Genomic DNA, 19,332 nt, shown 5'->3' with positions numbered 1-19,332 from the left:
CGATCTCATCCGCAGTGAGGAGACTTGCCGCCCGCCGGCCCGGCTGATACCCGGTGGGAAGGTCTCCTTTCAATCCTGCATTCGAAGTGGCCGCTCTATGTTTATCCGCCCTTACAGACCTGACGATCTCGATAGCGTCATAGACGTGTTTCTGCGGGCGATCCGCGAAACGGCTTCGAAGGATTATACGCCTGCGCAGATCGATGCGTGGGCACATGCAGACCGGGACGTCTGGTCGATACGCCGCGCCAACAGGCCGACATGGGTCGCGGAGATCGGCGGCGTTGTCGCGGGCTTTTCCGATCTCGAAGCAGACGGCCATATCGACATGATGTTTGTGCATCCCGAGTTCGGTGGGCGCGGGGTTGCAACGGCGCTCATCGAGGCGGTCGAGGCTCACGCGCGGGCAAGCGGACTGACAGGGCTTCATTCCGAAGTCAGCATCACAGCAAGACCGTTTTTTGAGCGGATGGGGTTTGTCGTGATAGAGCGAGAAACGGTTCATCGCCACGGGCAGTCCCTCGATCGGTTCAGGATGGCGAAGTCCCTCGGGTGAGCGATTGCCGGACCGTCAGCAACAAGGCCGGAGGCTTCAGTAACCTCCGGCATGCCGGGCCGTTTGATATCCTGCCGTGCAGATCAGGCGACCCTAGAGAGGGCCACAGCATCCGCTCCTGCCGGATAACGCAGCCTGTCCGAAGTGTCGTTGGCAGCCATCCAGATCGCCTCGGCTACGTCGCTTTCCCTCGTCGTCAGCGCCGGGTTGGCGAAGCCGGCAAAGATCGGTCCGGCAAATTCGGCATAGGATTCCGGGATCAGGTCCATGACAGGAATGTCGGTGTTGGCCGCAAACCGCGTCGTCGGCGCATAACCGGGTTCCACCAGTTTCGCCCGGATATCGAAGGCGGCCAATTCATGCGCCAGCGATCCGGTGAATCCCTCTATCGCCTGCTTGCTTGCGGTATAGGCCGCCGCCAACGGCATTGCCGCAAGGGTCACGCTCGAGGTGACGTTGACGATCACGCCGGACCGGCGCTCTCGCATCTGCGGGATGACGGCCTGTGTCATGGCCATGACGCCGAAGCTATTGGTCTCGAAGACCTTGCGGACATGCGCCATCGGCGTGGCCTCGAAAGCGCCGACGACACCGATCCCGGCATTGTTCACCAGCACATCGATCGGCCCCGCCTTTTCCACGGCGGCCGCGATGCTCTCGGGATCGGTCACGTCCAGCGGCAGCATGCGAATGCGTTCCGACGCCGGCAGCAGGCCGTCGCGCGGGTTCCGCATGGTGGCTATGACGCTCCAGCCTTTCTCATGAAAGTAACGGGCGGTCTCCAATCCATAGCCGGATGAGCAGCCGGTGATGAGTACGGTCTTCATGAGGATCTCCTGTGTTCGCTGTTGACGAGATCGTTGTAATCGACATAATCAGGACTATCTTCGATCAATAGTCCATATTTTATTTGAGATAGTCCGACATGACCGACCCGCTGACCGAAGTTATCCAGATTCTCCGCCCCTGGGCCGTGTTCTCCAAGGGGATCACCGGCGCAGGGCGCTGGGCGGTGCGCTACGCCGATTTCGGGCTGCCGGGATTTTGCGCGATGATCGAGGGAAGCTGTCGTCTGGCTGTCAGTGGAGAGCAGCCGGTCATCCTCGAAGAAGGCGACTTCGTGCTTCTGCCTGAAACTCCATCCTTTATGATGTCCAGTCTCGAACCCGCGCAGCCCTTGCACATCGATCCGAAGACAGCCGTTGCCCCCGACAGGGAAATCCGTCACGGCCGGCAGGACGGTCCTCCCGATGTCCGACAGTTCGGCGGCTGGTTTTCCTTCGATGCGCCTGATGCCGGGCTGTTCGTCTCTCTTTTGCCGCGCATGATCCACATCCGTGGGGTGCCCCGGCTCGCGCAGCTGGTGCGCCTGCTCGGAGAGGAGGCGGCGCGAAAGGACATCGGCCGCGATCTCATTTTGCAGCGGCTCGTCGAAATCCTGTTGATCGAGGCACTTCGGGCAGCGCCGACCGAGGAAGCCCAGCCGGGCCTCCTGCGCGGCCTTGCCGATCCCCGGATCGCCGTTGCGTTGCGTGGCATGCATGGGGATATCGAAAGGGCATGGACGGTTCCGGACCTTGCCCAGGAGGCAGGCATGTCTCGCTCGGCTTTCTTCGACCGCTTCAACCGCATGGTCGGGGTGCGGCCAATGGAATATCTGCTGTCATGGCGGATGACGGTCGCAAAGAACCTGCTACGCAGCGAGAAAGTGGCGCTCGATGAGGTGGCACGGCGGATCGGCTACAGCTCCGCCAGCACCTTCAGCACCGCCTTTCGCCGCCATGTCGGCCTGCCGCCCGGCAGTTTTATCAAACGTGGCGGGATGCAAGGCGAAGCTGTGAATGCCTAGATTGTCTGCACACCCAATTTGAACGATGGCACTGCCGACTTATTCATCCGCCCCTTGACGTGGGCTGTCATCGGATTATCACCGCAGGCATGACACTGCATCTCATCAAGCTCTGCGTCGGCGCCGACTCCCTTCAGGATCTTCGTGACTGGGTGGCGGAGAGGGCGCTTATTGCCGTCGCAGCCGGTCTGGAGCCCCATTCCAGCCATGTGACGCGCATGGTGCCCAAGCGTGGCGAGGAATTGCTGGACGGCGGCTCGCTCTACTGGATCATCAAGGGTCAGGTGGCGGCGCGGCAGAAGCTCCTCGACATCAAGACCTTCACCGGCGGCGACGGTATCACGCGCTGCGAACTGATACTCGGGCCGGAAGTGATAGAGGTGACGCCGGCGCCGCGCCGCCCCTTCCAGGGCTGGCGCTATCTGGAGCCGGATGCAGCCCCCCGCGACCTCGGTGCCTCCGGAGCCAATATCGAGGAAATGCCCGAAGACCTGAAGCGGGAACTCGCCGAACTCGGCCTTCTGTGATCTCTTCGCCCTTTCCGACTTCTTCAATTGTCACAGAACGGGCAGCCGGACCGGGAAACCCTTGCGAACAAGCCATTGCGGGGTTATCTCACCGCTCATGACCATAGCACCGCTCTACAGCCCGGGGACGAAACTCTTCGCCGTTGCCCCGATGATCGACTGGACCGACCGTCACTGCCGCTATTTCCACCGGCAACTGACGGGGCGGGCGTTGCTCTATACCGAGATGGTCGTCGCGGATGCGATCATTCACGGGCATCGGGACCGGCTTCTCGGCTTTTCGACCGAGGAACATCCGGTGGCGCTGCAGCTTGGCGGTTCGGATCCGGCAAAGCTTTCAGAGGCTGTGCGGATCGCTGCGGATTATGGCTACGACGAGATCAACCTTAATGTCGGGTGTCCCTCTGACAGGGTGCAGTCGGGGACCTTCGGGGCTTGTCTCATGCAGACACCCGAGGTGGTCGAGGGCTGTGTCGCCGCGATGAAAAAGGTGGCGACCGTTCCGGTCACCGTCAAGTGCCGGATCGGGGTGGATGACCAGGAGCCGGCCGAGGTTTTGCCGGAATTCCTCACCCGGATGATCGGGGCCGGTGCGGATGCGATCTGGATCCACGCCCGCAAGGCCTGGCTGAAGGGGCTATCGCCCAAGGAAAACCGGGAAATCCCGCCGCTAGACTACGAACTGGTCTATCGGATGAAGCGGGAAAACCCGCATGTTTTCCTCGGCATCAACGGCGGCATCGACGGCCTCGAGGCGGCCTCCCGGCATCTGGAGGTGATGGACGGGGTGATGCTTGGACGGGCCAGTTATCATAATGCCACGATGCTGACCGGCGTGGACGAGAAAATTTATGGCGAGCCGTCACAGGAGCCGGACTGGGACGCGGTACGCGACGCGATGATGGTCTATGCAGAGCGGGTGATGGCGGATGGCGGGCGGCTTTCCCATGTCACGCGACACATGGTCGGGCTGTTTCAGGGCTTTGCCGGGGCGCGTCGATATCGGCAGATCCTTTCCACCGATGCGACCAAGGCAAGCGCCGGGCCGGAGGTCATTGCGGCCGCTTTTGCTTCAGTCGATATCGCCAGTGGACCAAAGCCGCAGGTGGCGGCGGAATAGCCGGAAATGCGAACGGCGCCCCGAAGGACGCCGTTTCATGTCTCATCTCAGGCTTCCGGTTGAGCCGGAAGCAACCCGCAAATTATGCGAGCTGGATGTTGACGGCCTTCGGGCCCTTGCCCATGCGGTCCGGCTCGGTGTCGAAGGTGACCTGCTGGCCGTCCTTGATCGCCTGGATGCCGGAAGCCTGGAGAGCGGAGATGTGGACGAATACGTCCTTAGCGCCGCCATCCGGAGTGATAAAGCCGAAGCCCTTGTCCTGATTGAAGAATTTTACCGTGCCTTTGGTGGCCATGGGAGAAGTTCCTTGTCCCTTAGTTTGTCAGTTCCTCGCATCCGGAAGGCCGGAAGAGAGGGGTGTCATACCCTTTCGCGAAAGGGCCAGTCGGAAGTCGCGATAACGGGGAAAGAACGTCTACCAGCGGGAGAAAGCCCCCAAAACCGCATGACACGGTCACTACAATCGGTCCAGTCTCCGGGATCATTAATGCCCGAACGACGCCAGAATTAAGGGTTTTCCACCGAAAAGGCAAGGGCGAAAACAGGGCCCTTTCTTGTTTGCTTTTGGTCAAACGACTGAATCCATTGACATTTGAGGGGAGGTTCTGGAAGCCTCGTCCCGGTGCGGGGTTGATGCCCGCTGGCCTTCGGGCTAGGAAGGCGCGGGGGCAAGATTAGCAATGCCGAAGACAGGTGCCACCGTGATCGATCCTTATCAGCTGCTCGGGCTGCCCCGCGACGCGAACGATGCGGCTATCAAGGCCGCCTATCGCAAGATCGCCAAGACCGAGCATCCCGATGGCGGTGGCGACGTCGACCGTTTTGCCAAGGTGACGGCGTCCTACGAGCTGCTCAAGGATCCGGTGCGGCGCAAGGTCTATGACGACACCGGCTACGACCCGCAGCTCGCCGATACGGCCGATCTCAAGGGCCTGATGATGCTGGAGACGCTGGTCAACGACATGATCCTCGACGAGCGCGAGCCCGGCAGCTTCGATCCCGTCGCCGGCCTGCGCCGCAAGCTCACCGACGACATCCTGAAGACGCGCTTCCATATTCTCGAGCTGGAACGCCATCGCGCCCGGGTGCGCCAGCATATCGACCGCATCGGCCGCCGGCCGGAAGCGGATGTGCTCGGCTCCATGCTGAAGGCGCGCACGCAATCGATATCCGACGCCATCCGCGCCGCCGAAACCCAGATCGAGGCGATCGAGCGGGCCTATACCATGCTCGAAGGCTATTCCTACGAGCTGGAGCCGGAACCGCTGGCAAAGGCTGCGGAATAGCCGCGATCTCGGGCGAGGGGAAAGCGGCGCGCCTCCTGCGCCATCCCGATGTCTTCACGATGCATCCGCTGACGGCGGGCCGGGCGGTGCGAAGCTTTCTCCGGCGGACGGCCGAGCGTTCGCGGCTGTCGTTTCATCGGGAGATGACGGGTCCTCCGTCGCGGGCCGGGGTTCAGCGCTGACGATCCGCATCAGCGCCTCGAAACGCTCCAGCATTTCGCCCTGCAGCAAGGCGGGTTCCTGGCGCTGCCAATCCCTGGCGAAGAACCGCAGCAGGGGGCGCTCGATGTGGAAACGGGTGAGCGTGTCGAAGACGATGCGCATCGTCCCCTCCTGCAGCCAGCGTTGAGCCGGATCGGGCGAGGGCGGCGGAAGGGGGCTGTGGGCGATCAGCAGTCTGATGATGACCTCGGCTTCGACGCGCAAGGCATCGTAAAGGGCGCGCGACTTTTCCGGGAGCAAGGCCGCGCAACCGGTCTCATCGTGATCCGGCAACCAGACCCCGCAGTGCCGCTGCCGGCGGCAGGCGCGCCGCAGGCAAATGCGGGGGACATCGAGGGCGTCCGCGGCCATCAGGGCGATGCAGTCCCGAACCGGATCGGGTTCGGCGGCATTGTCGGGCGCGATGGCGTCCGCAGTGGTGTTTTCCGAAGTCCCGGTCATGTCCTTGCTCCTTCGCGTCGATCCGGCTTGCGGGTGGGGAGGGCATCCGCCGTCCGGACGCGCTGAAACGTTCACGCGCGGTCTCCCGCCGTGGTTTGCCTTACTTCGGTTCCCCCTTTTCGGCCTTTCGGCCAGGGGGTGGCGGACGGGGCGCTGGAAGCTGCCTCGTAAAGTAAAAAATATGACACCTTCCGGCGCCCCGTTCGGCGGTTTTTATCCGTGCGGTCGGTCCCTCTGCTCCGGCGGTTCCCAGGATTTTCCGTCCATCGGGCTTGCGGCTTTCACCGCCGGACGCCCGGGACTACCTGATACCGCCGGTCTCTGACGCCTTGCAGGCGCGTCCGGCGCGCCGTCAGGGCCGACATGGGGTTCAGCCGTCCGAGGCCTTCCCATGTCCCCACGTCGCCGGAGGGAGACCAGTTTGCACGGACCCCGAAAGACCGGGCCTGCGATCGCCCGAACCTTTCAGCGCCGGTCCCGCCTCGCCGGGCACGCACACCCGGTGTATCCGCGACGGAACAGATGGATTGTAGGCACGGGAAATGGGGGCGGGGATTTTGGGGGGAAACGGGGATCGCGACGACGGCCAAGGAGGATGCGCCTGTTCGTTCAGACGCCCGATTTATGCCGCTTGCCGTCGTTACGGGCTAACTTGATCGAAGCGATCCCACCCGCAACATGGTTTGCGACCGGCGACCTGCGCCGAAAACGGGGCAGGCGGCACAGGAGGAAAATGGCATGCGCATCTTGAGGATCGGGCTGATGACGCTGGGTGTTGTCATCGTTATTGCCGCCGTCGTCGCATGGTACTGGGTCGCCGCATTCGGCTGCGGCATGAACACGACCGGCTGCCGCGATATCCGCATCCCCATGCCATGGCAGGACCCGGAGCTTTTCGGTGTGCTCGGGCCGTTCTTCGGGCTGGGGGTGGTGGTGTTCGTGGTGGGGAAGTGGGTGGTGAAGGGGTAGGCCTTCGTCTCCGCCATCGTTCATCGAACCGGCAGATTGCTGCCCTTGCCAGCCGCCGCCATCGGGATCACGCTTGCAGCCAGAGCGAAGGAGGAGAGCATGAAGCTGATTGTCGGATTCTTCGAAACGAAGCCGGGAAAACGCGAGGCCTATCTGGAGGCGGCGCGGGACCATCTGGAAAAGAGCCGCCTCGACCGCGATTGCCATTATATCGAACTCGTGCCGATGCCGGGCCATCCCGACCGCATCCTGCTCGCGGAGGCCTTCACCAGCGAGGCCGCGCATCGCCGCCACGAGGACACGGACCATATGCGGGCACTCTGGGCCGTCGGCCCCTCGCTGCTGTCGCATGTCGTGATCGACTCGATGGCCTCCGACACCGTCGAGTTGTATCCGAGGGCGGGACGGGGACTAGGGTAAAGGGATGGAAATGGTGGGGGATGAAAAAACTTTGTTTTGTTGATTTTACTGCGGAATTTTCGGAATTCGTCCTCCTTTTTTCGGGAAATTGGCCGTATCCGCAGGCAGGCTACTCTTTAATCTCTAGCGCAGGCCAAAACGCCGGGTTCAGATAGTAAGCCGCTGAATTTTCGTTCTTGCTAATCCAAGTTGTTAGCAACTGCATGTTGTATGAGAAGTCATAAATGTATCTTGGATCGTTTTCTGGTGTCTTCACTCCGAAGAACCCAAAATAAAGTAGGTATTCAACAATCTTCTCGCTTTGCTCTGTATTTGCTTTGCCGGAGAGTGCTTTATGGATGAAATCCAGTAGTTCCTTGCGGCTATATAATGCGGACTCACCTATAAAATGGTATATTAAACCACGAGAGATTGGTTCAATGTCGGTAAGTTCTTCATCGGCCTCTTCGAGTACATCATTTGAATAGGTTTTAAGTGCCTTCTCCAAATCTCCCTCAGTCACCGTTTGATGACGCATATTGATCGCGTACCCTCTGGCGTGAAACATTATTTTGATTAAATTTCTCGGCCGCATCAAACAGCGATCAATGATGTAGTCAAAGCTGTAAACTCCCTTGTACAGCCTGCAGAAAAAAGATTCCCAAACGTCTTCGAAATCCAAATTTTGCATTGACGTGAGACGTCTTTTTACCATCTCCCTAAGTAGATCACGGTCTGACCAGTCAAGTCTTACTGATATTTCTTTTCCGAAATCGGCCGTATTCTGCATCAGTATCTGGTACACATCATTTCGAACGAATACTACAGACTGTGTAGGGATGCCTCTCTTTATCAAATCTCTTTTTATCTTCTTTCCGGCATCAATGAGGCACTTCAAGATATTTGCATCGGTAGAATCGATGCCTTGAACTGGCCAGCCCTTGTCTAGGTTGTCGAACAGTACCCACAGGGATTTCTTGGTTTTCAGATACGCGGCTACGCGCTCTCGTAGCGCAGGCAGGGCATGGCTGTGTATGATTTCCGTAATTTTTGCGGTAGTGAGCCTGTTTTCAGACCCCTTTTTCAGCTCAAATTCTTTAATTTTGCCAAGTATTTCATCTACCAGCACTAAAAGCCTTTCGGAGAAGTCCCCTTCTTCGGCGATTTTAATGGCCGATTGAGTTTCAATTAACTCTCGGTAGAGTTTGTTTACGTCTTGATCATATGAATTTCTCTTCGCGTCCTTCTCAATTAATTTATTGGCAATTTCCATGTATAGGAGGTATTCCCAAAAAGCTACCACGAGGTGCTCAACAGATCCCTCGCTTAAGATCTCAAGGACATCCTCTCGGAGCTTCTTTAACTGATACCCTTCAGGTTTTAGATCTACTACGACATTTCGGACGTCATTTCGTGTGTTGTCTCGTAGTTGAATGAAGAGGGCAGTTTTCCCCATCCCTTTTCTGCCCACTACCATGTTGGCTTCACCCCGAGAAACTCTAAGATACTCCTCAGTGTCTAGGTAGTAATTGGCAAGCGTGGTCATCTCGTTCTCTGCCATGGGATCGCCGAGGACAAGATCGCTTAATGGGGTCCTGGTTTCACTTCTTGACGGCGAAACCGACTGCATCTCATCAATCACTTCGGCAGAGAAGTCGGCTATAAGGTCATCTATATCTTCGGGTTGGCGATATGATTTTACGACGTCGCGAACGTCTAATGGCGCCGGTCCGTCGTAGTCTTGTATCAACAGGAGAGGGCGCTTTAGTCCGGTTGCGAGACCGGCGACGAACGCAGCTCGAATGTTATGAATATCTGCTCCTTCCATCTGGGCGGACGCAATGGGCACTATGACTCCTGACGAGCTAGCAACGTGCTGAATGGCGGCGTTGGCGGAAAGGCGAATATGCTCGGCTGCGTTGAAACTGCGGTAGCGAAGCCGTGCCTTCTTTACGCGCGAAATTATTCTGGTCTGCGCGTCACTCTTTTTAGGTAACTCGACGATATAAATAGGGTTTTTATTGTCTTTCTTATAGTCAATGATAAGTGGTTCTTTTGTTTCAAACTCTCTTATCAGCCGGCCGAGTTGGTTGCTATTTTCGTATTTCTCATAACCGAGGGTGTCGTAAATACCTATGATTGCTAGTTGCCTAGCATCATTCGTCACGCCGCTATTGATCACTAGTTGTAATCTTTTATTCTTTGCAATAGCGTAACCAGCTTCGAATGCTACGTTGAAGTTGACCTTGGTAATGTCTACGACGACAAAGTCTGAATTGTTGATATTCTCGAGAATTGGATCAATCAACGGCCGTCCAACCACATCATTTTCAGGCCATATCTTCAATTCCTTCGGAGTTTTTTTGAAGTCGTTTGCTACAGTTTGGAAAATGTCACCTACTGTCGGGGCTGTGCTGGCGTAAGCGCAAAAAATTGTCATAGATTGTCCCTAGATTTCTTGCATACTCGGACAGGTTGCGTCGATTTGTCAACGACAGGTGATGCGTTTCCCCTTTGGACATGCCCGTACCAGCCAACTGACACTGCGGGAACGGCTGCGCCAGCCTGCGGTCATGGAACTCAGTATATCGGAGAGCAGGGTGCCGAGGTCTTGCATGGTGTCCGTTGATGCCCCTCTCTTGGAATTTCCAGCACTTGGCTGCGCCAAGATTCTGAAATTCCGTTCTCCCCCGCAAGGGGAGATGAGTTCACCGCCCCGGCCGTCCCGTCTTGCCCTTCGTTCGGCTCTTGCGCTTCTGGTCGCCTTCGTCCTCGTAGGAGCCGACGCCTGCCTTGGCGCGGATGATGGGGCGGGGGGCGTCCGGTGACCTTGGGGTACCCCCCTCTGTCCTGCCGGTGTTCGTCTCTGCAATCGATTCACCGGATCGATTGCTCCGCTGCGCGGACCGCTCATCACCCCCCTCAAGGGGGGAGATCGGATCGTGGCTGCGGTTCGTCTGCGGCTTTTCCGGTATTTTGCCGGTGACCGGTTTTTCGGTGCGGCCGACGGTCATTTCGTCCAAGCTATTTTTTCTGAAATAGCTTGTCCTTTGTGGCGCGGATTCGCTGTCTTGGTCGGCTTCGCCTCCCAAGGCATCCGCGCTGGTATTTTTTCGGAACAGCGACTTGCCGGCGGGGATGGCCATGTCGGTGCCGGGGCCCATGTCGTCGAGCGAGGGCTTTTCGAAGTAGGATGAGCCCCGGCCTTCCGGCTTGCCGGTTTTCGAGCGGCCGGAGAGGGAGATGCGGGGTTGTTCGACGCCAGCCTCACCCCCCTCTGTCCTGCCGGTGTCCGTCTCTGCAATCGATTCACCGGATCGATTGCTCCGCTGCGCGGACCGCTCCTCACCCCCCTCAAGGGGGGAGATTGACTCGCGACTGGCCCTAGGCTTTCCAGTGCCCTTTTCCTGGGCCTGGGCTTCTTCGCGGGACAGGGGATCGTCCATGGCGGCGAGTTCGACGGCCTTGAGGCGCTTGATCTCGTCGCGCAGGCGAGCGGCCTTTTCGAAGTCGAGGTCGGCGGCGGCATCGCGCATCTGCTTTTCCAGCGCGTTGAGATGGGCCTGCAGGTTGGCGCCCACCAGATGGCCGCCATCGGCAAACCCCTTGCCGGCGACGCCGGAAATGTCGGCGCGGACGTGGTCGCGTTCGTAGACGCTATCGAGGATGTCGGAAATCTTCGCCTTGACCGATTCCGGCGTGATGCCGTGTTCGAGATTGTAGGCCATCTGCTTTTCGCGGCGGCGGGCGGTTTCGTCCATCGCCCGCTTCATCGATCCGGTGATCTGGTCGGCATAGAGGATGACCTTGCCGTCGACGTTACGCGCGGCGCGGCCGATGGTCTGGACCAGCGATGTCTCCGAACGCAGGAAGCCTTCCTTGTCGGCATCGAGGATGGCGACGAAGCCGCATTCGGGAATGTCGAGACCTTCGCGCAGCAGGTTGATACCAACAAGCACATCGAATGCGCCGAGGCGCAGGTCGCGGATGATCTCGATGCGCTCCAGCGTGTCGATGTCCGAGTGCATGTAGCGGACGCGGACGCCCTGTTCATGCAGGTATTCGGTGAGGTCTTCGGCCATGCGCTTGGTGAGCACGGTGACGAGGGTGCGGTAGCCCTTCTGGGCCGTCTCGCGGATCTCGCCGAGCACGTCGTCGACCTGGGTCTTGGCCGAACGGACCTCGACCGGCGGATCGATCAGGCCGGTCGGGCGGATGACCTGTTCGGCGAAGACGCCGCCGGCCTGTTCCATTTCCCAGGCGCCGGGGGTGGCGGAGACGGCAACCGTCTGCGGGCGCATCGCGTCCCATTCCTCGAAGCGCAGCGGCCGGTTGTCCATGCACGACGGCAGGCGGAAGCCGTATTCGGCCAGCGTCGCCTTGCGGCGGAAGTCGCCGCGATACATGCCGCCGATCTGCGGGATGGTGACGTGGGATTCGTCGATGAAGATCAGGGCGTTATCCGGGATATATTCGAACAGCGTCGGCGGCGGCTCGCCCGGCTTGCGGCCGGTGAGATAGCGCGAATAGTTCTCGATGCCGGCGCAGGAGCCGGTGGCCTCCAGCATTTCGACGTCATAGCGGGTGCGCTGTTCGAGGCGCTGGGCCTCCAGCAGGCGGCCGGCCTTTTCCAGCTCGGCGAGGCGCTGCTTCAACTCGTCCTTGATCGCCTTGATCGCGCCGTTCAGCGTCGGGCGGGGGGTGACGTAGTGCGAGTTGGCGTAGATCTTCACCGACTTCATGTCGCCGGTCTTCTTGCCGGTCAGCGGGTCGAACTCGGTGATGGTCTCGATCTCGTCGCCGAACATCGAGATGCGCCAGGCGGCATCCTCAAGGTGGGCCGGGAAGATTTCGATGGTATCGCCGCGCACCCGGAAGGAGCCGCGGACGAAATTGATCTCCTGCCGCTTGTATTGCTGCGCCACGAGGTCGGCCAGCAGCTGGCGCTGGTCGATCCTGTCGCCGACCTGCATCTGGAAGGTCATGGCGGTGTAGGTTTCGACCGAGCCGATACCGTAGATGCAGGAGACGGAAGCGACGATGATGCAGTCGTCGCGCTCGAGGATGGCGCGGGTGGCGGCGTGGCGCATGCGGTCGATCTGTTCGTTGATCGAGCTTTCCTTCTCGATGAAGGTATCCGAGCGCGGCACATAGGCTTCCGGCTGGTAATAGTCGTAATAGGAGACGAAATACTCCACCGCATTGTCGGGGAAGAAGTTCTTGAACTCCGAATAGAGCTGGGCGGCCAGCGTCTTGTTGGGCGCGAGGATGACGGCGGGACGCTGGGTCTCCGCGATCACCCTGGCCATGGTGAAGGTCTTGCCCGAGCCGGTGACGCCGAGCAGCACCTGCGAGCGCTCGCCGTCATTGATGCCGGAAACGAGATCGCGGATGGCCGTCGGCTGGTCGCCGGAGGGGGAGAAGTCCGAGGCCATGCGGATGGGGATGCCGCCTTCCGACTTTTCCGGACGCGCGGGACGGTGAGGGGTCCAGATCTCGCCGTTCTTGAACAGCGGGTTGCCGGATTCGATCAGTTTCGACAGGGCATCGACCGTGGCGGTGACGCCGCCCTTGGCCAGCGCACCGGCCTCTTCCAGCGAAACATCGAGGCCGGCGACCGGATTGAGGCCGGCGGCGGCGCGGGTCTTGGGATCGGAGGACGCGCCGATGGAGACGCCGCGTGATGTCTTGGTGGCGGTGGTGTTCCTGGCGGTCTTCTGGGTCTTCTCCAGCGCCACTTTCTCGGCGTGCTTGCGCGCCTCGATCTCGATTTTCTTGCGATGCTTGCCCGCCTTGGAGGCGATTTCGCGCTGGCTTTCGACGGTCGAGGCTTCCGCTTCGGCCTCGAGCTGCTTCACCCAGTCGGAGACGCTACCGGAGAGGGGAGCGCCTTCGAATTCGGATTGCGGGGCTTCCTCGAACCCGGACGGGGAGGACGGTTTTTTCGGAGATCTGGCCATGCCGCGAATATGGAGAATCCGTTTCGCAAAGGGAAGGGGCAGTGGCGGGAAAACCGGAACAAAAAAGCAACGAGAACCAGGCAACTGACATAGGGTTGTCAGGAGGAATCGGGATCAGCTGTCACCGAACTCACCGGGAACGGCAGCCGCCGGCCGTCCTGTTCAGGCGAATACCTTGCGCTTGCGCTTCTTTTCCGGTTCCGGCTCGTTCTCGGGGCGGCGGGCCAGGATCCAAGCAACCAGCGCTTCCGGCGGCATCGGGCGGGCGAAATGATACCCCTGGGCGATGCGGCAGCCGAGGGTGGCGAGGACTGCGGCGTCATCTTCGGTCTCGACACCTTCGATGACGATATCGAGCGACAGCGCCCGGCCGAGGCCGACCAGCGCGGCGATCAGCTTCTGGTTTCCACGGGAGGCGGCGACATCCTTGGCAAAGCTGCGGTCGATCTTCAGGCGATCGATCTTCAGGCTGATGAGGTAGGCAAGCGACGAATGGCCCATGCCGAAATCGTCGACCGCCAGCTTGTAGCCGGCGTTTTCCAGCCGCTTCAGCTGTTCGCCGGCACCTTCGGTGTCGAGGATCGCCTCTTCGGTGATCTCGATCTCCAGGCGGGACGGATTGATGCCGTGCTGGCTGGTGATGAGTTCCAGCATGTCGGCGACGGAATAGAGGGCGAATTCCCGGGGAGAAACGTTGAGGGCGACCGTCGCATCCGGCAGGTCGAGACCGGGCAGGCGGTTCAACATGCGGCAGACGCCCGCGGTGATATAACCCGTCAGTTTTTCCGCCAGATGCATGCTTTGGGCGGCGCTGATGATCTCCGGCGGGGAAATGAAGCCGATATGCGGGTGATACCAGCGGACCAGCGCTTCGAAGCCGGATATCTCTCCGCTTTCCAGAAGCACCTGCGGCTGGAACCAGACCTCGATCTGCCCGGAAACAATGGCATGCTCCAAATCCTGTTCGATCAGCCGCAAGCGGTCGGCCTGCTCCTTGAGGACGGGATCGAATTCGCGAAGCTGTCGACGACCTCTCGCCTTGGCGTCGTAGACCGCCATGTCCGCGCAGGCGAGCAATTCCTCTGCGCTCTGGGCATGCGCGGGATAGGCCGCGAGCCCCATGCTGACGCCTACAACGGACTGAGCTCCGCTGTAGGCGATCGGCACGGCACTCGACTCGGCAAAGCGGGCGGCACAGGCGGCGGCGCGCTCGCGCGCATCCGGTCCGGAGACAAGAACCGCAAATTCGTCACCACCAAGGCGGGCGATCAAACCTTCGTCCTCGACTACATCCACGAGGCGCCGGCCCACTTCGCGCAGAACGGCATCTCCCGCGCTATGTCCCAGCGTGTCGTTGATCGACTTGAACCGGTCAAGGTCGACGATCAGCAGGGCGACCTCGATGCCGCCGACGGATGCCTGGGCGATATCCCCCAGCAGGCGACCGTTGAAATAAGCGCGGTTGGCAAGGCCCGTCGTCGTGTCGCGGTTGGCCAGCGTTTCCAGCCGGGCGTTCTGCTGCAGGATTTCTTCGTTGGCCATGCCGAGCGATTGCGCAAGCGCCGTTGCTTCCAGCTTGCTCAAGACATTACTGATGAAGACGCTTTCCGCCGACTGACTGGAACGGACCATCACAAGCATCAAAGCGAGGACATCTATGATCATCAGCGATGAAAATATGCCATCGACATTGAAAATCAGGCAGACGAGAAGAGAAAGCTGAAGCGGAAGGGCGAAAGCAAGCGAGACGGCGCTATGGCCAATGCCTCGCAGGATTGCTCCGGCTGAAATGCCGATCATCGCGAGAAATACGAGGCCCCCAGTACTCGTGATCCTGAAATCCGGTATGCAGTAGGGGAGAGCTGCCCAAACCAGCCCCGAGAGGAAAGCGCCTCCAACGAGAACCCGTAGGGCGTAAACCGGTTGCGTTTCCATCCAATGGAAGCGCAGAAGCCTCCTGCGCGCTACGTCGCGCATGATGAGCGTTCCCATGAGAACAGCGAGCCAGGCGACGATGGGAAGTACAAGGCCGTACCCAATGGTCGTCAGTAGAGCGGCCGAAAATGCTATGAACGCATTGAACGTTAGCGTGGAGGGCAGTCCATCGACGATATAAGCCGCCTGTGCCTTCCGGATTTCCGGCATAAACTTCGCAGCAACTGGCTTGGCGATCTGGGTCAATGCGGGAAATCCGGCTGAAAATGGATCCAATGAAATCAGTACATCTCAAACATGGTCATGACAGTGACATGATTCCGATAAGATTCATTTAACGGCGACACCCCCATTTTTAGGTAATTGATTGATCGCAAAGGGACCTTTTTTGTACGCCACCTAATTTCAGGGGTGGTGAACGGGTTGTGGGAGCCCGATATCGACTGGACGCCGCCATTCATTGCTGCATGTTTCCCGCAAGAATTCGCCACCTCGATTCTCGATTGAGGCGCAACGTAGAAAACGCATCAACACTCTTCTCAGGATCCGACCATGTCTTTCGTCAATCCGGCCGCGCTCTGGCCCATCGTGCTGCTCTCTCTCTCCAACGTGTTCATGACCTTCGCGTGGTACGGACATCTGAAATTCCGCAGTTCCGCGCTTTTCACTGCAATCATAATCAGTTGGGGGATCGCGTTTTTTGAATACTGCCTTGCGGTGCCGGCAAACCGGATCGGCGCACAGGTCTACTCGGCAGCGCAATTGAAGACCATTCAGGAGGTTATCACGCTTCTTGTTTTTTCCGGTTTTTCGGTGTTCTGGCTGAAGGAATCCCTGACGATCAACCACTTCTTCGGCTTCGCCCTGATTGCAGCCGGCGCCGCGCTGATATTCCGCGCCTGATGTCGGCCAGCGACCACTGGTCTTGAAGGCAAAATCAGGCTGGCGGGATCGGCGTCGGCTTGCCTTCTCCATCCAGTGCGACCATCACGAAGGTCGCTTCAGTGACCTTCTGCAGCGTGTGCGTAAGATAGCGCTGGGCCCAGGCTTCTACGGAAAGGGTCATCGAGGTGCGACCAACCTTGGTGACGTCCGTATAGATACAAAGGGTATCGCCGATTTTCACCGGCAGTGCGAAGGCCATTTCCTTCACCGCGGCAGTGACGACACGGCCATGCGCACGTTCCGCGGCACGGATGCCGGAGGCAAGGTCCATCTGTGCCATAACCCAACCACCAAAAATATCACCGGCGGCGTTCGCGTCAGCCGGCATGGCCAGCGTGCGCAGTGTGAGTTCGCCGGTGGGTCTGGCTGCGCCGTTCATGTCCGATTATTCCCGTCTCATGTCTTTACAACACCGCATCGATCCATTGAACGGAATCGATACGAACCTTGCGACGCTAGGGGATAAGGGGAAACTGAGCAATAGACGCTGAATATTGCGATCCAGCGGATTGCAAATTATAACCTGCAAAAATTCGTGTATACATATTTATGATATTTGTAATTTAGTCATGAAATCCTCCCTCAGAGAATTGGGGGATTTTCAATGAGACATTTCAATATATCTGTCAGGCTCTACCTGCTTGTCGCGCTAGCCCTTGGGGTTCTTATCGCGACGCTTACTTTCAGTCTTTTCCGCTCCCATGAGACGCTTGCGTCCGAGAGGCGAGCGGGACTGGCATCGATCGACCAGGCGGCGCTCGCAGTATTTTCCAACTATTACAAGATGGAGCAGGCAGGCGTTCTAAGTCGCGAGGAAGCGCAGACGAAGGCCAAGGAAGTTATCGGTGCCATGCGCTACGGCAAGGACGGCTACCTCTGGATCAACGACACGAATGCCCGCATGATACTGCACCCGATCAAGCCGGAACTGGACGGCAAAGACCTTTCATCCCTGCAAGACCCGAACGGCAAGCACATCTTCCTCGAATTCGCACGTATCGTGAAGGAGAAGGGCGAGGGATACGTCGATTACTATTGGCCCAAGCCGGGCGCAGATGCGCCGGTCGAGAAATTCTCCCATGTCGTCGGCTTCGCACCCTGGGGCTGGATCGTCGGCACCGGCGTCTATGCGGACGATCTTGCCGCCATGTTCTACAGCAATGCCTTGTGGTTCGGTTCGATCATTATCGCGAGCGTCATAGGTATCACGGCCTGCGCCTATGCCGTGGTGAGAAGCGTGGTGAAGCCGCTGACCCGCCTGAAGGCGGCGATGGCGGATATTGCCGAAGAACGCGTCAACACTGAAATTGTGGATGCGGACCGGCGGGACGAGATCGGCGACATGGCTGACACCCTAATGGTCTTGCGCGAATCCGTTCGCGAAAGAATTCTGTTGCGCGACCGGGAAGCCGAGCAGCAAGCCCGTCTGGACGCGGAACGACAAAACAACGAAACGGTGATACGTAGCGCTTCGGACCGGCAGAATCACGCAATCAGCGAAATCGGTTCCGCTCTCGAGCGGCTTGCCGAGGGCGATCTCACAATTCAGGTCGGCAATATCGGAGCCGAATACGCCAAGTTGCAGCAGGACTTCAACCGCGCCGTGGCGGCTTTGAGCAACGTGGTCTCCGCAATCAACCGCACCAGCGATATCGTGACTGAGAACGCCGGGGGCATCAGCGAGGCAACCAACAACCTGTCACGTCGGACAGAGCAGCAGGCTGCCGCACTGGAAGAAACGGCGGCCGCGCTCGATGAAATCACGGCTACCGTTCGCACGGCTTCCGAGCGTGCCGCCGAAGCCCGAGACAAGGTGACAGAAACCAAGCTCAGCGCCAATCGCTCCGGCGAAATCGTGCGCAACGCCGTCGATGCCATGGGGCGTATCGAAGCTTCATCCAGCCGGATCAACCAGATCATCTCCGTGATCGACGAGATCGCGTTCCAGACCAATCTTCTGGCGCTTAATGCCGGGGTTGAGGCTGCGCGCGCAGGCGAGGCGGGCCGCGGCTTTGCCGTGGTGGCGCAGGAGGTCCGCGAACTGGCCCAGCGCTCGGCCAACGCCGCTAAGGAAATCAAGACGCTGATCCATGAATCCGCAGTGGAAGTCGGCAACGGTGTCTCACTGGTGCGCTCCACCGGCGAAGCTTTGGTCGAGATTGAAAGACTGGTCAATCAGGTGAACGACCATGTGGCCTCGATCGCGACCGCAGCCCGCGAACAGGCGACCGGCCTTCAGGAGATCAACACCTCGGTCAACCACATGGACCAGATGACCCAGCAAAACGCCGCGATGGTCGAGGAAACCTCGGCGGCCGGCCAGACGCTTGCGGAAGAAAGCCGCCACCTGCGCGAACTCTTGTCGCGACTGCGGGTTTCCGCAGATGGAGCGGGACGGCGCTACGCCGCCTGAACCGAGAAGGTAGAAACCAAAACCGCCAGCGGGACGAGATCTCGCGGGCGGTCTTCGCTTGTTCGGGAATTCAGTTCCGGGCGCAGGATGCTATGAGTTTCGACAATGCCGCGGTGGAGCCAGAGAGCGGAAAACTCACGGTCTTGAAGGCCGCGTCCTTCGGCGCCACGGTGATTTGTGAGCCACTTTTGAGCATGGCAAGAACGGCGCTGTCACTGCCAAAAGGCAGGAAAAGAATGCCATCCATGGCCTGATAGCTCAGCGTTTCCTCCTGGCTCTGATCGCCGGTCGAGATGACTGCCGGCCCATTCCATTCGGGATTGCCGCCGGGCGGATCGCCACGGCCACCGTCGTCATAGTTCAACACCAGCTTTCCCGGTTCGCCACACTGAACATAGAGCAGGGCTTCGCGATCATTACCCTTCGCAGGCTGGCATATATGGGCGGTCATCGCCCTGCCGCCTTCCACGTCCCAGACTTCCGCCTTCCATTTCACGCAATCGGCGGAGAAGGCCGGCGCGGTGTTATAAAATAGCGCCACAAGGGCTATAATGAGACGCGAAACCGGCATGGAAATCTCCCTTTTATGCAGGGCATTGATATGCATCAGGTCTACTCTCCGGCCCGCATGTTACACAAGCGCCAAATCTGACCGGAATGCCGCGCAAACCTTCCAACGCCGACAGGTCGATCTTTGGATCGGTCCAGTT

General features: G+C 59.3%; 17 protein-coding genes. 9 read left to right on the top strand and 8 right to left on the bottom strand.

Annotated features, from left to right (window positions below; translation table 11 throughout):
* Positions 1-97 precede the first annotated feature (97 nt).
* Positions 98-556 (top strand): GNAT family N-acetyltransferase, encoded by a 459-nt coding sequence (locus H4I99_RS15175; protein WP_163899145.1) that lies wholly within the window; start codon positions 98-100, stop codon positions 554-556.
* Between the two features lie 83 nt (positions 557-639).
* Here the strand turns inward: H4I99_RS15175 and H4I99_RS15170 are convergent, their stop codons facing one another.
* Positions 640-1,383, bottom strand: coding sequence for an SDR family oxidoreductase (locus H4I99_RS15170; RefSeq protein WP_163899142.1), 744 nt, complete (start codon positions 1,381-1,383; stop codon positions 640-642).
* Positions 1,384-1,481: 98 nt separating this feature from the next.
* Between H4I99_RS15170 and H4I99_RS15165 the strand changes: the two genes are divergently transcribed.
* The 3 genes from H4I99_RS15165 (at position 1,482) to dusA (ending at position 4,052) form a co-directional block, all read left to right on the top strand.
* Positions 1,482-2,405, top strand: a complete 924-nt coding sequence (locus H4I99_RS15165) for an AraC family transcriptional regulator (protein ID WP_163899139.1) — start codon at positions 1,482-1,484, stop codon at positions 2,403-2,405.
* Positions 2,406-2,494: 89 nt separating this feature from the next.
* Positions 2,495-2,932, top strand: a complete 438-nt coding sequence (locus H4I99_RS15160; protein ID WP_163899136.1) for a DUF1489 family protein — start codon at positions 2,495-2,497, stop codon at positions 2,930-2,932.
* Between the two features lie 97 nt (positions 2,933-3,029).
* Complete coding sequence (dusA, locus tag H4I99_RS15155; protein WP_163899133.1) at positions 3,030-4,052, top strand: tRNA dihydrouridine(20/20a) synthase DusA; 1,023 nt, start codon at positions 3,030-3,032, stop codon at positions 4,050-4,052.
* Between the two features lie 82 nt (positions 4,053-4,134).
* Here the strand turns inward: dusA and H4I99_RS15150 are convergent, their stop codons facing one another.
* Positions 4,135-4,347, bottom strand: coding sequence for a cold-shock protein (locus H4I99_RS15150; RefSeq protein ID WP_099057933.1), 213 nt, complete (start codon positions 4,345-4,347; stop codon positions 4,135-4,137).
* A 385-nt stretch (positions 4,348-4,732) separates the two neighbouring features.
* Here H4I99_RS15150 and H4I99_RS15145 point away from each other — a divergent pair, with 385 nt between their 5' ends.
* Complete coding sequence (locus H4I99_RS15145; RefSeq protein ID WP_186663328.1) at positions 4,733-5,338, top strand: J domain-containing protein; 606 nt, start codon at positions 4,733-4,735, stop codon at positions 5,336-5,338.
* Positions 5,339-5,392: 54 nt separating this feature from the next.
* Here the strand turns inward: H4I99_RS15145 and H4I99_RS15140 are convergent, their stop codons facing one another.
* Entirely contained in the window at positions 5,393-6,001 is a 609-nt protein-coding gene (locus H4I99_RS15140) for a hypothetical protein (protein ID WP_163899130.1), read from the bottom strand.
* 738 nt (positions 6,002-6,739) lie between these two features.
* On the opposite strand from H4I99_RS15140, the gene H4I99_RS15135 reads away from it, so the two are divergent.
* Together H4I99_RS15135 and H4I99_RS15130 are read left to right on the top strand one after the other, a co-directional pair.
* Positions 6,740-6,970 carry a hypothetical protein gene (locus H4I99_RS15135; RefSeq protein ID WP_163899128.1) on the top strand — a complete coding sequence of 77 codons (231 nt, stop codon included), beginning with the start codon at positions 6,740-6,742 and terminating at the stop codon, positions 6,968-6,970.
* A 99-nt stretch (positions 6,971-7,069) separates the two neighbouring features.
* Positions 7,070-7,390 (top strand): putative quinol monooxygenase, encoded by a 321-nt coding sequence (locus H4I99_RS15130; RefSeq protein WP_163899126.1) that lies wholly within the window; start codon positions 7,070-7,072, stop codon positions 7,388-7,390.
* Between the two features lie 109 nt (positions 7,391-7,499).
* Here the strand turns inward: H4I99_RS15130 and H4I99_RS15125 are convergent, their stop codons facing one another.
* From H4I99_RS15125 to H4I99_RS15115, 3 genes are all read right to left on the bottom strand, one after another.
* Positions 7,500-9,809 carry a P-loop ATPase, Sll1717 family gene (locus H4I99_RS15125; protein ID WP_163899123.1) on the bottom strand — a complete coding sequence of 770 codons (2,310 nt, stop codon included), beginning with the start codon at positions 9,807-9,809 and terminating at the stop codon, positions 7,500-7,502.
* 268 nt (positions 9,810-10,077) lie between these two features.
* Positions 10,078-13,329, bottom strand: a complete 3,252-nt coding sequence (gene uvrB, locus H4I99_RS15120; RefSeq protein ID WP_164490802.1) for an excinuclease ABC subunit UvrB — start codon at positions 13,327-13,329, stop codon at positions 10,078-10,080.
* Between the two features lie 162 nt (positions 13,330-13,491).
* Positions 13,492-15,510: a putative bifunctional diguanylate cyclase/phosphodiesterase gene (locus H4I99_RS15115; RefSeq protein WP_163899120.1), complete on the bottom strand. Its 2,019-nt coding sequence runs from the start codon at positions 15,508-15,510 to the stop codon at positions 13,492-13,494.
* Between the two features lie 306 nt (positions 15,511-15,816).
* On the opposite strand from H4I99_RS15115, the gene H4I99_RS15110 reads away from it, so the two are divergent.
* Positions 15,817-16,167: a DMT family protein gene (locus H4I99_RS15110; protein WP_163899118.1), complete on the top strand. Its 351-nt coding sequence runs from the start codon at positions 15,817-15,819 to the stop codon at positions 16,165-16,167.
* A 34-nt stretch (positions 16,168-16,201) separates the two neighbouring features.
* Here the strand turns inward: H4I99_RS15110 and H4I99_RS15105 are convergent, their stop codons facing one another.
* Positions 16,202-16,588: an acyl-CoA thioesterase gene (locus tag H4I99_RS15105; protein WP_163899115.1), complete on the bottom strand. Its 387-nt coding sequence runs from the start codon at positions 16,586-16,588 to the stop codon at positions 16,202-16,204.
* A 225-nt stretch (positions 16,589-16,813) separates the two neighbouring features.
* On the opposite strand from H4I99_RS15105, the gene H4I99_RS15100 reads away from it, so the two are divergent.
* A complete protein-coding gene (locus H4I99_RS15100; RefSeq protein ID WP_163899112.1) occupies positions 16,814-18,622 on the top strand; it encodes a methyl-accepting chemotaxis protein in 1,809 nt (602 codons plus the stop codon).
* Positions 18,623-18,692: 70 nt separating this feature from the next.
* Here H4I99_RS15100 and H4I99_RS15095 read toward each other — a convergent pair whose 3' ends face one another.
* Positions 18,693-19,193 carry a hypothetical protein gene (locus H4I99_RS15095; RefSeq protein WP_163899110.1) on the bottom strand — a complete coding sequence of 167 codons (501 nt, stop codon included), beginning with the start codon at positions 19,191-19,193 and terminating at the stop codon, positions 18,693-18,695.
* Positions 19,194-19,332 lie beyond the last annotated feature (139 nt).

This window comes from Paenirhizobium daejeonense (genome assembly GCF_014280875.1).
Classification (GTDB): domain Bacteria; phylum Pseudomonadota; class Alphaproteobacteria; order Rhizobiales; family Rhizobiaceae; genus Allorhizobium; species Allorhizobium daejeonense.
Note: the sequence above shows the minus strand (reverse complement) of the source record. Positions and strands in the feature narration are given on the sequence as shown.